This is a genomic window from Cyclobacterium sp. 10D3-21 (assembly GCF_055809755.1).
In genome coordinates this window covers 3,647,212-3,662,476 of record NZ_CM147924.1, presented here as the reverse complement: position 1 = coordinate 3,662,476, position 15,265 = coordinate 3,647,212, and the positions used below count along the sequence as shown (strand labels likewise).

15 protein-coding genes are annotated in these 15,265 nt (G+C 38.0%); 7 read left to right on the top strand and 8 right to left on the bottom strand.

Annotated features, from left to right (window positions below):
• Positions 1 to 288 precede the first annotated feature (288 nt).
• From AC0L7T_RS14630 to AC0L7T_RS14605, 6 genes are all read right to left on the bottom strand, one after another.
• Positions 289 to 471, bottom strand: a complete 183-nt coding sequence (locus AC0L7T_RS14630; RefSeq protein ID WP_473336063.1) for a phage integrase SAM-like domain-containing protein — start codon at positions 469 to 471, stop codon at positions 289 to 291.
• Positions 471 to 668 (bottom strand): hypothetical protein, encoded by a 198-nt coding sequence (locus AC0L7T_RS14625; protein ID WP_473336061.1) that lies wholly within the window; start codon positions 666 to 668, stop codon positions 471 to 473. The genes AC0L7T_RS14630 and AC0L7T_RS14625 overlap by 1 nt, the downstream gene beginning before the upstream one ends.
• Before the next feature lie 245 nt (positions 669 to 913).
• Positions 914 to 2,296: a tRNA uridine-5-carboxymethylaminomethyl(34) synthesis GTPase MnmE gene (mnmE, locus tag AC0L7T_RS14620; protein WP_473336059.1), complete on the bottom strand. Its 1,383-nt coding sequence runs from the start codon at positions 2,294 to 2,296 to the stop codon at positions 914 to 916.
• Positions 2,296 to 2,748: a thioredoxin family protein gene (locus AC0L7T_RS14615; protein WP_473336058.1), complete on the bottom strand. Its 453-nt coding sequence runs from the start codon at positions 2,746 to 2,748 to the stop codon at positions 2,296 to 2,298. The genes mnmE and AC0L7T_RS14615 overlap by 1 nt, the downstream gene beginning before the upstream one ends.
• A 164-nt stretch (positions 2,749 to 2,912) precedes the next feature.
• Positions 2,913 to 3,584: a metal-dependent transcriptional regulator gene (locus tag AC0L7T_RS14610; RefSeq protein WP_473336056.1), complete on the bottom strand. Its 672-nt coding sequence runs from the start codon at positions 3,582 to 3,584 to the stop codon at positions 2,913 to 2,915.
• Between the two features lie 264 nt (positions 3,585 to 3,848).
• Positions 3,849 to 4,964, bottom strand: coding sequence for a glycosyltransferase family protein (locus AC0L7T_RS14605; RefSeq protein ID WP_473336054.1), 1,116 nt, complete (start codon positions 4,962 to 4,964; stop codon positions 3,849 to 3,851).
• A gap of 36 nt (positions 4,965 to 5,000) precedes the next feature.
• Here AC0L7T_RS14605 and AC0L7T_RS14600 point away from each other — a divergent pair, with 36 nt between their 5' ends.
• Together AC0L7T_RS14600 and AC0L7T_RS14595 are read left to right on the top strand one after the other, a co-directional pair.
• Complete coding sequence (locus tag AC0L7T_RS14600) at positions 5,001 to 5,816, top strand: 2,3,4,5-tetrahydropyridine-2,6-dicarboxylate N-succinyltransferase (protein ID WP_020893592.1); 816 nt, start codon at positions 5,001 to 5,003, stop codon at positions 5,814 to 5,816.
• 14 nt (positions 5,817 to 5,830) lie between these two features.
• Positions 5,831 to 6,433 (top strand): tetratricopeptide repeat protein, encoded by a 603-nt coding sequence (locus tag AC0L7T_RS14595; RefSeq protein ID WP_473336052.1) that lies wholly within the window; start codon positions 5,831 to 5,833, stop codon positions 6,431 to 6,433.
• A gap of 1,640 nt (positions 6,434 to 8,073) precedes the next feature.
• On the opposite strand, the gene AC0L7T_RS14590 is transcribed toward AC0L7T_RS14595, so the two are convergent.
• A complete protein-coding gene (locus tag AC0L7T_RS14590) occupies positions 8,074 to 8,775 on the bottom strand; it encodes a molecular chaperone DnaJ (RefSeq protein WP_473336049.1) in 702 nt (233 codons plus the stop codon).
• Between the two features lie 754 nt (positions 8,776 to 9,529).
• Here AC0L7T_RS14590 and AC0L7T_RS14585 point away from each other — a divergent pair.
• From AC0L7T_RS14585 to AC0L7T_RS14565, 5 genes are all read left to right on the top strand, one after another.
• A complete protein-coding gene (locus tag AC0L7T_RS14585) occupies positions 9,530 to 9,982 on the top strand; it encodes a DUF937 domain-containing protein (protein WP_473336047.1) in 453 nt (150 codons plus the stop codon).
• Between the two features lie 32 nt (positions 9,983 to 10,014).
• Positions 10,015 to 10,422 (top strand): DUF4332 domain-containing protein, encoded by a 408-nt coding sequence (locus tag AC0L7T_RS14580; protein WP_473336045.1) that lies wholly within the window; start codon positions 10,015 to 10,017, stop codon positions 10,420 to 10,422.
• Positions 10,423 to 10,569: 147 nt separating this feature from the next.
• A complete protein-coding gene (locus tag AC0L7T_RS14575) occupies positions 10,570 to 12,102 on the top strand; it encodes a helicase HerA-like domain-containing protein (protein WP_473336043.1) in 1,533 nt (510 codons plus the stop codon).
• Positions 12,103 to 12,123: 21 nt separating this feature from the next.
• Positions 12,124 to 13,347, top strand: a complete 1,224-nt coding sequence (locus AC0L7T_RS14570) for a BaiN/RdsA family NAD(P)/FAD-dependent oxidoreductase (RefSeq protein WP_473336042.1) — start codon at positions 12,124 to 12,126, stop codon at positions 13,345 to 13,347.
• Positions 13,348 to 13,527: 180 nt separating this feature from the next.
• A complete protein-coding gene (locus AC0L7T_RS14565; RefSeq protein ID WP_473336041.1) occupies positions 13,528 to 13,875 on the top strand; it encodes a hypothetical protein in 348 nt (115 codons plus the stop codon).
• Positions 13,876 to 13,991: 116 nt separating this feature from the next.
• Here the strand turns inward: AC0L7T_RS14565 and lhgO are convergent, their stop codons facing one another.
• Positions 13,992 to 15,191, bottom strand: coding sequence for an L-2-hydroxyglutarate oxidase (lhgO, locus tag AC0L7T_RS14560; RefSeq protein WP_473336039.1), 1,200 nt, complete (start codon positions 15,189 to 15,191; stop codon positions 13,992 to 13,994).
• Positions 15,192 to 15,265 lie beyond the last annotated feature (74 nt).

The following is a 15,265-nucleotide window of genomic DNA, read 5'->3' as shown; positions in this document are numbered from 1 at the left end:
TTCAAGGTCTGTGGTCGATCGGTCTTTTCATGAATGAATCGAATGAAGTGGCCATTGATTTCCGAATATTGAATCTCGCCCCAGGTGAGGTTTATTAGGTCGCTCTATCTTAAGCCTGTCAGGGCTGAGAAGATAGCAGCAACTTTCAGTATGGGAAATTCGCACTCTGTGCTATACAAGACTTTGAGCTCTTCAAGGGTAAGAAACTCACGCTCGGTTTCCTTCTGCTTGATGTGACCTATTTTGAGCATATAGTTTTCTTCCAAATAGTCCTTTTTGAAAGCTTCTTCAATGGCTACTGGAAATACCGGTGATGTTGACCGAGAATTTACTGAAATAGGATGCCTGGCTATTTTGAGATAGCTTCTTTGCTTTGCTCTTGATACTGTGTGTCGTTTTCAGAAACTCTTTGAAGTCCTCACAAAAATCTCTATCAATATCAGCTGTACTGCACTCACCATTGGTGTACATCAAGCGCTCAACCAATTGCCATGATTGCCGTCACTGTCCCATTTCTTGCCAGTAAGTCTTTTGAAAAAATTGAGGAAATCAACTTGCTTCATTTTCTTAAAGATGAAGTCATAGTTGATACGCTGGATATCCAACTGCCTTGACGATCGAATGCTGTCGGCCTGGCAGATTCTTTGGACTTTGATGTTGGAACTCATGATAATCTCTGACTTTCATTTCGGATAGGTTTGATTCATAATGTATCATTTTGTTTCAAAATGTTTCATTAACTCTCCATTTTGGTACCTCATATAAAGATAAAGAATTAGGTACAAATAAGGTACAAAAAGCATCAAAATATCACTAAAAAAGGATAGTCAGAAAGAATATAAAAACATTTATTATAGTTAAATTAAGCTGTTTTTTAGGTTTGTTTAGATGTGTTTATGAGTTGTTTGGAAGACTACTTCCCAATACAAAACTTGCTGAAAATATTCGCCAGTAGGTCGTCGGTAGTGATCTCTCCAGTGATCTCACCCAAGAAATATAAGGAGCGACGGATGTCCATGGCCAGAAAATCGTTTGTCACCTCTTCGTCCAAACCAGTTAGAACATCCAGCAGGGACTGACGGGTTCTAGTAAGAGAATCGTAGTGACGTATATTGGTGACAATGGTATTTCCAGTCCTGAATTTGTCCAAATTGACCAGTGCTAAGATTCGATCAGTTAAGGTTTCCAGATTCTCTTTCTTTCCTGCAGAAATGAAAATTGTATCCGGATAGGATTTAGTTAACTCATTGATAAATAATGGATTGGCCTTGTCTACTTTATTCGCTACTTTAAGGAAAGGAATACCCATATTTTCCAGTTTATTAATGTCTTTGCTGATCTCAACCATGTCGGTATCTCCCAAATCAAACATATAAAGGATCAGCGAAGCAGATTTCATTTTCTCATGCGTTCGGCTTACGCCTATGGCCTCAAGAGTGTCGGTGGTTTCCCTAATTCCAGCTGTATCTGTAAACCTGAAAATCACTCCTCCAATATTGATTTCATCTTCAATATAGTCACGGGTGGTTCCGGCGATATCTGAAACAATGGCTTTTTCTTCTTTGAGTAAAGCATTGAGTAGGGTGGACTTACCCGCATTTGGTTTCCCTGCAATTACGGTTGGTACGCCATTTTTTATCACATTGCCCAAGTCAAAGCTACTGATCAATTGCTCCACAACACGGAGCAATTTTTCTACAAGTATCCTCAAATCATCTCTGCTGGCAAATTCTACATCTTCCTCTGTAAAGTCCAGCTCCAGCTCAATCATGGAAGCAAAATGAATCAGCTCGGTGCGAAGGCTGGCGATTTCTCCAGAAAATCCACCACGCATTTGGTTCATGGCTGCCTGATGAGAAGCTTCGGAATCACTGTGAATTAGGTCGGCAACAGCTTCTGCCTGGGCCAGGTCAAACTGTCCATTTAAAAAAGCGCGTTGGGTAAATTCACCGGGTAGGGCAGGGCGGGCCCCCTTTCTGACCAACAATTTGATCACCTGATTGATAATATAAGAAGAGCCGTGCGTTGAGATTTCTACTACGTTTTCTTTTGTAAAAGACTTAGGTGCAACAAATAAGGAAACCAGCACTTCATCGATCACACGTTTTTCATCCCGAATGGTGCCAAAGTGAATCGTGTGACTTTCTTGTTGCTCCAGATCCTTGCCATAAAAAACCTGATTGGCCAGTTTAAGGGCATCCTTTCCGGAAAGTCGGATTACAGCGATGGCACCTACACCTTGCGGTGTGGCCAATGCAATGATGGTGTCTTCTTTTTGACTAAAATTTTGGGCCATTAATGATCGAAATTTTCGAGTAAAAGTTTGACTGAGCTAATAAAGTTATCCGGTTCTCTATATCCAGGAAGCTGAGTGATGCTTTCCATGGCAGAATCCATGATGACAAAATTGGGATAGGATCTTACCTTCATTTGCCTAGCCATTGTTTGTCCGTTGTATTCTTCTCCCTTGAATTCAAACTTCTTCTTCCTGTCTTCCGCATTTAACTTTACGGCGTAAAAATTTTCATTTACGTATGCTATGACCTTCGGATCTGTGAAAGTATTTCTATCCATTTTCTTGCACCAACCGCACCAGTCGGTGTATACGTCAACAAGAATCATTTTTGGGTTTACAGCCGTCTTCTCTATGACTTCCTCAAAACTGTGCCATTCTATTGAATTTTTCTGGGCATTGGCCAGTTGCTGAACAAAAACCAGCAATACAACTAGTCCTACTACTTTTTTCATAATCTTATTAATAAATTATTTCTTATAGCTGTTTTTTTCTTAAATCGACAATTTGATCAATCTCCTCCATAAAATAATTGTCTCATTCAGGAAGATTATATAACGTACAATTGCCAAGCCAAGATTCAAAAGAACCTATAAAGGTTAAATTCGGTTCCATCGGATTACAAGGGGTGGAGCATTACTTGAATATTGCCAGCGACTTCTTTGGATACGAAAACTTTTTTCTGGTTGTCGATGAATAATTCCTGCGAACCATCGTAATCTGTTTTTTCCAGTACAAGCACCTTTGCGCCAATGTAGATGCCTACTTTGTCCAGGTACTTCAAAAAGGCTGCGCTGCTATCGCTGACAGAAACGATTTTTCCGCTTTGCCCAACGGGTACCTCCTGCAAGACGATTCTAGGCTTGCTACTCAATTCTCCGAATTCGTCTGGGATCGGATCTCCATGTGGATCAAATTTGGGAAATCCCAGGTATTCATCCAGGCGACGAACCAATAGGGGTGCCTTCACGTGTTCCAATTCTTCTGCGATGGCATTGACCTCATCCCAACTGAATTTTAGTTTGTCCACCAAAAATACCTCCCACAAACGATGCCTTCTAATAATGTGAAGGGCTCTTTTTCTCCCTTCTTCTGTAAGGCTTACTCCATAGTATTTGCGGTAATCGATCAATTCTTTTTCCGCCAGTTTCTTTAGCATATCACTAACTGACGCTGCCTTGGTGTTGACAGCTGCAGCGATCTCATTTGTAGTTACCTTTTCCAGCCCCTCAGCGATCAGGCTGTAAATGGTTCGCAAATAGTTTTCCTCAGCAGGACTTAAGCTTATCATAATGTGAAATTTCTACAAATATATAATTTAGGCTTGTCTAAAAAAATGTTTAATTTCAATCTAAATCACCTGTGGATAACTGTGTTCTTAACTTTTTCTAAAATTTAGATCACTATATAAAAATATTTAGACTAGTCTAAAAATGAGTTAATACATTGTTATTCAACTATTTACAAACAATAATATTGTTAAATTAAATAATCTGCGCCCGAAATAGGCGAATTGGAAAAGTACAATTGGGGCTTTTTGCTTAGGTTTTGGAGCCTAAAATTTTTGAATTAAATGCTGAAGTTTTCTACTTTCTACCTGCCAATCGATGTTTTCATCTGGCGGAAACTGGTAAAAATCAATGTTTAATAAAGTTTTCCACACTGAATGCGCCTTCTCTGAGGCTGAAAAATCGATGCATAATCCTGCGGGATACTTATCCACAATGGTTTTCCACAGTGGATTGTCAGCCATTAAAATCACCTTTTGAGAGGCAATTCCTTCATAGAGTTTGGTAGGGATTTTATCCTTAATGCTGGGCAATAAAAGATAAGGCAGTAGCAGGACATCCGCCTTGATAATCTTATCTTGGATGTCACCTGCAGGCAAAGGATTATGTGAGAGTTGGAGCTTAATTCCTCTAATCCCACCATATTTTTGTTCCAATTCCCTGGCAAATTCGGTTATTGGACAATGCCCTACAATCGTTAATTTTGACTTTGGAAGGTGTTTATGAAGTTGAAGGAACCAATTAATGGCTGGAATAACCCCATATACGGCCGTAATGGTGCCACTGATGATAAAATGGGGTGCAATGGGGTTAACCAGTCTAAAAGAGGGCTTTAGGCTGTCAGGAATAGGCGCTTTATTTTCAATTACTGTATAGTTATTGATGGCAGGCATTTCGGAAACATAGCATTGCTCAGCAAATAGGTAGTGATCAATGGCATGTTGACTGAACTTTTCTGAAATTTTAACCATTGATATACCCAAATACCGACCTAACAGAGGCAAGGTCTGGTTATAGGCCATGTTTTTGGCGTAGTTTTCCTGAACGTCATAAATAAGCCGGAAAGAAAGCAGCCATTTGCCTATTGTAGCCACTGGAAGCAATTCAAAAGTAGTCACAATGACTATGGCAGGTTTTATTTTGAATAGTTGCTGGAGAAACTTAAAAGGAACTAAAAAACGCGAAGGATGCGTTCTTGGACCGGAAAAAATTTCAATTAGTCGTATATTTTTGACCTTTGGCGTTTTTTTTGTTGAAAAACCTATGATGTTAAGGTCGTATTTATTTGTTTCACGAATTGAAAACCCGAGCTTATACAGCATTCTGGAATCATCCACTGGTTTGAGGACAGAAGCGATTATAAGGGGGATTTTTTGAGGCATAAAATAGAAAAATCAAACTAAGCTAATATTAAATTTATGGATTTACAGCATATTATTGAAAAAGCCTGGGACAACAGGGAGCAATTAAACGAAAAAGATGTTCAAATAGCGATTAAAACGGTGATTGCTGACCTGGACAATGGTAAACTAAGGGTAGCAGAGCCTGCTGAAGATGGTTCTTGGAAAGTAAATGATTGGGTAAAAAAAGCTGTAATCCTGTATTTCCCCATTCAAAAAATGAGAACAATAGAGGTTGGACCTTTTGAGTTTCATGATAAAATGGCTTTAAAAACCAACTACGCAAAACAAGGAATTAGAGTGGTTCCTCATGCGATTGCAAGATATGGCGCGTTTCTTGCAAGGGGTGTTGTGATGATGCCTTCCTATGTAAATATCGGTGCTTATGTTGACAGTGGAACCATGGTGGATACCTGGGCTACTGTTGGATCTTGTGCACAAATTGGTAAGAATGTTCACCTTAGTGGTGGCGTGGGTATAGGAGGCGTTTTGGAGCCTATTCAAGCAGCACCTGTCATCGTTGAAGATGGTGCTTTTATTGGATCCAGGGCAATTATAGTAGAAGGAGTAAGAATAGGTAAAGAGGCTGTCATTGGTGCAGGTGTTACCCTTACTGCTAGTTCTAAAATCATTGATGTTACAGGTGATGAACCAATTGAATATAAGGGATATGTCCCTGATAGATCAGTAGTTATACCAGGTACCTTAAATAAAAAGTTTAAGGCTGGTGACTATCAAGTTCCCTGTGCACTTATCATCGGTCAAAGAAAAGCCTCAACTGATTTAAAGACTTCTCTCAATGATGCCCTCAGAGATAACAGTGTAGCAGTCTAATTTCAATTTATTATATGATTTCATTAAAAAACCTTTTAAGCATATTTGTTTTGGCCACTTTGTTTGTGGCTTGCGGCAGCAGTTCTTCTAATAAAGGAGACTCTTATTACAATGATGGGCAGTACAAGGAAGCAATAGTGGCTTATACCAGTTACTTGGAAAACAAGCCTAATAATGTAAAAGTATTGTACAACAAGGGTAGGGCGCATGAAGAGTTGAATGATTTTGAAAGGGCAGAGGAAAGCTTTAAGCATGCCTTGAAACAAGATTCAAAAAACACGCAGATCCTACTGAGCCTATCCAATTTGTATCATAACAATGACAAACCGGAATTGGCACTTATGTATGCTGACAATGCTGTGTCCGTTTCTGGTGCACCCGCAATGGCCTATTTTCTTAAAGCAAGGTCCATGCATAAGCTAGGCAATGTTAAAGAAGCCCTTCGCGAGTACAATACAGCCATCAAAATGAGCCCTACCAATGGTCAGGCTTATTATTATAGAGGTATGGTTTATGCCGCTACAGACGATATAAGAAATGCTTGCAAAGATTTTAAAGCTGCAGTCAAAAATGATTACGAGCCAGCCAATGTAATGATTAAAAAGTATTGCCGATAGGGTATAGTATCAACAAAATTATTAAAAAGGCCTGAACAATTCAGGCCTTTTTTTATGTCCTAGATTTTAAGAACAGTAATAAATGAGTCAGCTATGTTGACTTATGGTCGACCTTTTGTTGGGTTTTTTTATACCAAAAGCTATTCTACTTCCGTATAATTCTATTGCCATTTCTAAGCCATTTTCTTATTAAATTTAGAATAAGGCAGTAGATAAGGTTCATGTTTAGTGTGGATTGAATAAGGGTTAAGTAAATTGACCTGATGTATATGACAGTGCTATTCCCAGTTTTTGGACAAAAATTACTTCCCCTGAGCCTGCACTTGCCTGTCCACATTTAACTTTTGTGCATTATTTAAATTCATATATTATTGATTTAGCTGCAGTAATGAGGCTTCTTCTTATCGTGTGGTTTTCAATTTTCTTTAACCAAAAAGCCGTAGGTACTACCCTAAAGTATTTTAAATCAAATGATTCATAAAGGTATTAAATTCAGGTCAGTAAGATTGAACCACCGTTTGGTTTTGTCATTTCTTTAATTTTCCGTATCAGCATAGCTCTGTAAGGTTGAAATCATTGTTTCCAAAGCCGTGAGCCCCTGAAATAACCAAGAAGCGCATACCCATTTTGGCTATAGTGTTGCCTATTGTCTGCAATATTGGGACTAAAGCTTTACAGTTTGCTTCATGAAATTTCTTTTCTCCTGCCTGTGGATATAAGCTTAAAGCGGTTGATATCAGTTACTTAGTAAAGTAATTGAATTTAGTTCAAAGAACTTGAATTACCGTACAGTAATGCCGTGAATAATATAGAATAGGGTCGAATTCAACTTTACCTGTTTATTTTAATCCATTGTTGATTCGCTAATTTTTTTATGAGGTTACAAATAGGCCATGCAAGGGAGTTGAGAAACGATTCTGATTAACCAATAAACGAATTCAGTTTGCGATTGCAAATGCTAACTGGTTTGTAGCTTAATGTGATTTGGAGCAGCAGTTATTCAATATGTTTAAACCCAGTTCAATAGAGTTGAACGTCTGTATTCCAGATTAACTTACGCTTTGACCTCCTCGAATTCCGTACTTTTTATAAGTACTTCCTAACAGTGCTTGTATTGTGTTTTATAATTCACCTTAGGTAGCATGGTCCAGCTTTTTAGGACAATACGGTAGCAAGGCCACTTACCAATTTTGATTTTATTCCTTCCTTTTGCACTGCCAATAGGACTTAAAGTACTTTGTCTCGAGGGGTATTTAAGTTGTTTGAATTCAGTTCAGTATAAAAAAATAGCAGTATTGCTTTTTTTTTAAACATAAGGACTCGAAAACAACCTTTAAGAAGGCATGGATGCTTTTAACTGCCTGGGAATCTTTGGAAAGAGCTGAGGATAAAAAAGTATTGAACAAGGCCATAAAATTTGATTTAAACCGGGATCTTAGAAATCTATAAAGATAGAATAAGCAGTTGACTTAATCCTTTATTTTGATGGTATAGCTTCCGGATAATACCGATTGATGGCTCTGTTTATTGATGCTTTAGTACCTACCTCTCCAACAGATTACCTTAGAATATTCTTTGGTTAGCATGATAAATTGTTAAATGGAGACAAGCAATGGAATGCTATATGTAACTGTTGGAATTTATTTTTCAGGAGCGGTATGGTCACACAAGTCCTCCGTTAGGGTGTGTCCAGATCCTTCACAAACAGGACAGAAATCTGTTTCAACCAAGGTTCCATGACAGGAAGTACAGGTTAATCTACCTTTTCCTGAACAACGTTCGCATTCAAAATACTCAATGATGTTGAAAACATTTTTCTTGGTCACCATTCCATCCCCAGCGCATCGGCTACAACCTATGACACCTTTACCTCTGCAGAGTGAACAAGCTTGTTCCGCTTTGCCTTCACCGTGGCAAGTTTCACATATTCCATACCTGTAACCCCTTGCATCACAATATTCGCAAGCAGCAATTTCTTCCAATGGATGTGTCAATGCAGTTTGCAATGCTTTGGCTTGTTTGTAATAGCTACCTTTAAAACCATTGAGGTCCAGGTATTTATTGACAAAACTATTACTGTTATGGTATTGGCCCAACTCAAACAGTGTTTTCGAAAATAAATAGGGCATTTCGGGGGGAATAGGTTGGTTGCTATCGATGATCTCCCTGAAAATACCATTGGCTTTTTTATAATCGCCTTTATCCATCGCTGCTGAAGCATTCTCCAACATGGCTGAAGTTGTTCCTAAACTAGGTCCTGATTGGGCATGGGAGGTAAATGGATGAAGTAGACCGAAGGTTACTAATAGCAGTATAAGTAATAGATAAGGGCTTTTTTTCATTGTTGTTGCTTCTTCTGGTTGGCAAAGTAAATACCTTTCAGGAAATATTCAATTTTCATACAAAACTTTAATGTTTTTTAACCTGTAACCGAAACATTTCAGCCATTTCCATAACATCAGCAGGAAATTTATAGAATTACAACTTTAAATATTTTTTGACTTTTTTTTATAAAAAGTATTTTATCCATTATTTGGCCAAATAGCGCTATTTAAACACAAATAAACAGGAGCAATTGATCGATTTAAAATGAATATAGGAGTTATAAAGGTTAATAATTGTATTATTTATGTATAGCTGAAGATTAATACTTCCTTTTAGTTGTAAATTGAATAATAAGTAGGTGTTCTATATAATTATTTTGTTTAAATTGGGTTGATAAATTGACTATTATACGGTAAAAATTGCCTGGTATTATAGCATTTATTGGCAATTATATTTTATATTGTAAGGCATGTATATAAACTATAAAGTTTGGTAAGTTTCTTAAGCATCTAAAGTTCTAAAGAAATTTTTAATTGGCTAACTGTCTGTTTTCCTAGTATATCTTTCCTTTATCAAATATTAGTGTGTCCGAAAGTGGAACAGTTATTGCGTATCGAGATTGTACAAATGCGAGCCGTTTTATAATAAAACAGTAATATTAGCCTTTTGCACTGTAAATAAACCGTTCATAAAAATCAGGTTTATTTTTGAAGTACAAAATAAACTTATAAATTACAGGTTCAAATACTAATTCACATAAAAAAAATACATATGATTTCATCACTTTTAGAAAACCTGTCACCAGAATTAATCTCGGGTCTTACCGAAAAATTTGGTCTTGATCAAAGCAAGGCTTCAGAAGCAGTTAGCACTACCAAAAACAGTTTGCTGGAAAGTTTAACAAAAGAGGCAACTGGGGGAAATTTTGATGGAATTCTTGGAATGCTTAATACAGGAAGCGGTTTGACCTCAAATCCAATGTTTAAAAGTATCTTAGGAAATCTTACTGGTAATTATGCATCCAAACTGGGGCTTTCTCCAGAAATGGCCATGTCTATTGCTTCCTTTGTTTTACCTAAAGTAATTTCTGCTATATCTGGTTCAAAAAGTGGGGATTTAGACAAATCTGAATTGGTTTCAATGTTGGGCAAATCATCAGGAAAAGCCATTGCTGATAAGGCTTCTGACCTACTCAAAGGTGGTCTTGGTGGTTTATTCAAATAATACTTTAATTCATTAAATTTAATTGTATCAATATGTCAAATTCTATTAGCAAAATTGAGGGAATAGGCCCGGTAAATAAAGAAAAACTTTCTGCGGCTGGAATAATTACGGTTGAAAATTTACTCGAAAAAGGCGCTGCAAAAAGTGGCCGAAAAGAAATTGCCGCTGCAAGTGGTATTGACGAGAAAGTAATATTGAATTGGGTAAATATGGCTGATTTGTTCAGAATCAAAGGCATAGCCAGTCAATTTGCAGAACTACTTAAAGCAGCTGGTGTAGACACCGTTAAGGAGTTGAGAACTAGAAATGCGGAAAATTTACATCAAGCACTTGTGAGTACCAATGAGGCCAAAAATTTAACCAATGCTGTACCAGCACTTTCAAAAGTGACGGATTTTATTGAGCAAGCGAAAAACCTGGAACCTAAAGTGACCCACTAATTCAAGAAAATTCACCCCTAATTTGGTAATAAGTAGACTATTTCCTAATTAGGGGTGTAGCATTTAACCGTGCATACTTCATTTCGGGTTAGACCTTAATGTGATCAATGGGATTGCATTAAGGTTTTTTATATTAAAGACAAATTGATGGAACAAATAGATAAGTTCAAAGAGCATATCAACCTCGGATACACTTTTAAGAAGGATTCCTTTATCATAGGTACAGGCATGCTTGATAAGGCAGCGCTTACAGGTGCACAAGTAAAAATTCCTCTTAAAACCCTAAATAGGCATGGTTTGATTGCTGGTGCTACAGGAACGGGTAAAACAAAAACGCTTCAAGTCATAGCGGAACAACTTTCTTTGAAGGGTATTCCGTCAGTTTTAATGGACCTAAAAGGTGATTTGACTGGATTGGCTTGCCCGGGAACCAACAATGAGCACATTGAAAGAAGATCTGAGAGCATTGGTATTCCTTACGAAGCTACAGGATTGCCTGTGGAATTAATGTCTATTAGCAATGAGAAAGGAGTCAAGTTAAAGGCCACGGTATCTGAATTTGGACCTGTATTGATGGCTCAGATTTTAGACTTAAATGATACTCAATCTGGGATCTTGTCTTTGGTTTTTAGGTATTGCGATATGAAACATCTTCCTTTATTGGACTTGATGGACCTGAGAAGTATTCTGAAATATGCCATCAATGAAGGAAAACAAGAAATAACCAAGGAGTTTGGGGCAGTTTCCTCCAGTTCTGTCAATACCATCCTTCGAAAAATTATTGAGCTTGAACAACAAGGAGCGGAAAATTTTTACGGAGAACGCTCATTTGAAGTAGAAGATTTTGTCAGAAAAGAATCTGGTAAAGGAGTGATTTCTATCATTAGACTGACTGACATTCAAAATCGGCCCAAGCTATTCAGTACTTTTATGTTGAGCCTGCTGTCTGAAATCTACGAAACATTTCCTGAACAAGGGGATCAGGATGCCCCTAAGCTTTGCCTGTTCATCGATGAAGCGCATTTGGTGTTTTCAAATGCCAGTAAGGACCTTTTAGAAAAAATTGAGGCAATTGTAAAATTAATACGGTCTAAAGGTGTAGGTATCTTTTTCTGTACGCAAAGTCCAACGGATGTTCCAGACGAGATTTTAGGACAATTGGGATTAAAGGTGCAACATTCCTTACGTGCTTTTACAGCCAAGGATCGAAAAGCCATTAAAAAAGCAGCTGAAAATTACCCAATATCGCCATTTTATGACACTTCTGAGGTTTTGACCGCCATGGGTATAGGCGAGGCCTTGATAACTGTCTTGAATGAAAAAGGCATTCCAACCCCTCTTGTTCATACCCTTTTAAGGGCACCGGTGTCGAGAATGGGCATTTTAAGTTCTGAAGAAATTGACTTACAGGTAGGAAAGTCTAATTTGATAAAAAAATACAATGAACCTATCAATAGAGAAAGTGCTTTCGAAATCTTAGAAGAAAAAATCAACAATGCAGCTCCTGAAAAGGAAGAAATGGAGCCACCAACCAAAAGTCAAAGGAAAGCTTCGGCTGCTAAAGATGTTGGTTTCTTTGAATCTTTAAGTAAAAACACCATGGTTAGGCAATTGGGAAGAACATTTTTCAGAGAATTGACCCGGGGGATAATGGGTTCACTGAAAAATAAAAAAAGATAATTAGAAGGCTGAATTCGTAAGGTGGAAAAATTAAAGGTTGGAATAATAGGGGGTGGTGCCTCCGGATTTTTTGCAGCAATTCAAGCTGCTAAGAATGGAGCAGAAGTTTATTTATTTGAAAAAAGCAGTAAAGTTCTGTCAAAAGTATTGGTTTCAGGGGGAGGAAGGTGCAATGTAACCAATGGAACTAGCTCTCCTTCTGAGTTTCTGAAAGGGTATCCACGAGGGAACAAATTCATGAAAAAGGTTTTCAGAAGCTTTAATCCCAAAGATACTGTCTCTTGGTTTGAAAGCAGAGGGGTTCCGTTGAAGACGGAGCAAGATGGCCGGGTATTTCCGGTGAGTGATAGGTCTTCAAGCATAGCAAATTTATTACAGGAAGAGGCTCAATCTGTTGGAGTTAAAGTTATTTATCAATCTGGTATTCAGGAAGTAGAAAGGGTTAATGGAAAGTTTTTGCTCAAGATATCCAATGAAAATAGAGAGGTGGATAGACTAGTAATCTGTACCGGCGGCAAACCTAAGAAAGAGGGCTATACCCTGGTAGATCAGCTTGGGCACAGTATAAACCCACCCATTCCATCCCTTTTCACCTTCAACGCACCCTCCTCAGAAATCATAGCACTTAAAGGATTAAGTGTCTCAAATGGCCATATTCGCTTTGAAGGGAGCCAGTTACAATATTCTGGACCGATATTAATTACCCATTGGGGAATTAGTGGACCTGCTGTTTTAAAACTTTCTGCTTTTGGTGCAGAATGGCTGCATGAGAACCACTATGAAGCGACAGCACTTATTAAATGGCAAGCTGACTTTACCGAAGATGGACTAAGAGTTGAGCTGTTGACTTTTAAGAGTGTGCACCCATTAAAGAAAATTTCAAAGAACCCTCTATTTGGACTGCCGGGTAGATTGTGGGAATTTCTTACAGAAAAAGCTGAAATTGATCAGGATTTAAGGTGGGAGGCAGTAAATAAGAAAAAAATCAATAAATTGATTGAAAATTTATTCAGATTTTCTTTAAAAATCTCAGGAAAAACTACCTTTAAGGAAGAGTTTGTTACTGCTGGTGGTGTGTCGCTTAATGAGATAGACGCAAATACCATGGAAAGCAAATTGGTCAAAGGATTGTTCTTTGCCGGTGAGGTCATTGATGTGGATGGGATCACTGGAGGGTATAATTTTCAGGCAGCCTGGAGTACAGGATTTTTGGCTGGAAATGCTTCAAGTCTTATTGAGAAATAGGATTTTTTATTTTTTGAGAAATTGATGAAATTACTTGAATAAAAATTTATCTATTAGGAGATTGAACCATGACAGCGGTAGGGTAATGCTGGAAATAACAAAGATTGATTGATTTTTGTAAAGATTCCATTTCGTAGTAGGATGACTATTGCCTATATTGGTTTCAACTAAACAACAACTATGGAAGGTGATTTTATTAACATCGATTTTAAGAAAATCGAGGATATGGTAGAAGATGATTTGGACTTCAGAAACCAATTGTTGGATGCTATTGAGATTGCAATTGAAGAATTAGAAACTGCTTATATCAAAGGTATTGATGAGGAAGACTTGCTCTGCATTAAGCAAGCCAGGCATAAAATAAAGCCTACTTTGGGCCTGTTTGGTTTAAAAAGGCTTACTAAAATTTTGGCTAATGGTAAGCGGATGATGGAAGAATCTGCTTTTGACAATGACATGCAGGCACACTTGGCGGAATTTAAAGAAATAACGAAAGCAGTCCTTTCCGAAGTAAGAAATTATCGTTAAGCGCTTCATTCTGTTGGCGGCCTATTAAGCATATATATACTAATGCTTTTTTTAACTATATGAAAACAATAGGTCCAGCAATGGCTTAAACGTATTCGAAAAGGACTTTAAAAACTTTAAACTTTTTGTAAGGCAAGTTCACTGATTTTATCTGCTATAGACAGTGCACTGGTGGCTGCAGGAGAGGGTGAATTGATAACATGCACAGCCTTAGCCGTTTCCTGAATAGCAAAGTCATCCAATAAGCCGCCTTCTTTGTCACAAGCCTGCGCCCGAACGCCCGCGCCGCCTGACACAAGATCAGTAGGCATAATATCAGGAATCAGCTCTTGCAAAGCTTTGGTAAATGCAGCCTTGGAAAATGACCTTTTGTATTCTCCTAAACCAGTTTTCCAGTATTTACCAGCTACCTTCTGTAAACCAGGCCAGGTAACGGCATCCAAAAATTCCCTAAGATCAAAGTCTGTTTTTTTATAGCCTTCTTTTTTGAAAGCCAATACAGCATTGGGGCCTGCTTCTACGCCTCCTTTTTGCATCCTTGTAAAATGAACACCCAGAAATGGGAAGTTTGGATCCGGCACCGGATAAATCAAGTTTTTAACCAGGTACTCTCGCTCTTTTTTGATTTTAAAATATTCCCCCCTAAATGGTATAATTCTAATGGGTAGGGGATCTTTTTCAAGCATGCCTGCGACTTTGTCTGCATAAAGTCCTGCGCAATTTATAACCACTTTTGTGGTAATTTCACTACTTGAAGTATTAATAGTGATGGTGTTCTTTATCTCCTTAATGTCCAGTACCTTATAATTGAATAATACTACTCCTCCTAGTGCTACGAATTTTTTCTCGTAAGCCATGGCTACGCGCTTATAATCTACGATTCCAGTTTGAGGAACATGTAAAGCACCAACACCCTGGCAATAAGGTTCAAGTTCTTTTAGCTCATCGATCGATATTGAACGAACGCCTTCAAGCCCATTCTGCAAGCCTCTTTCAAGCAAGCGGTTAAGTTGAGGCAATTGATCTTTTTTGGTAGCAACTACCACCTTTCCAGTTATTTCAAACGGTAGCTCATTTTCTTCACAGAAACGTATCAATTGATGGTATCCATCGATACAATTCTTGGCTTTTAGACTTCCAGGAGCATAGTACAATCCAGAGTGGATCACTCCACTGTTGTTTCCTGTTTGATGGCTGGCTACTTCTGGTTCTTTCTCCAGAACGGCCACTTTCAATTCTGGTCTTTGTTCTTTTATCTTTAATCCAGTGGCCAATCCAACGATTCCACCGCCAATTATTGTAATATCGTAAAGCATATTTCTATTTTCTTAGAGAACAAATATACACAGTAGATTGATACTTTTTTTCCGGAGATACCATTTTACTTCTC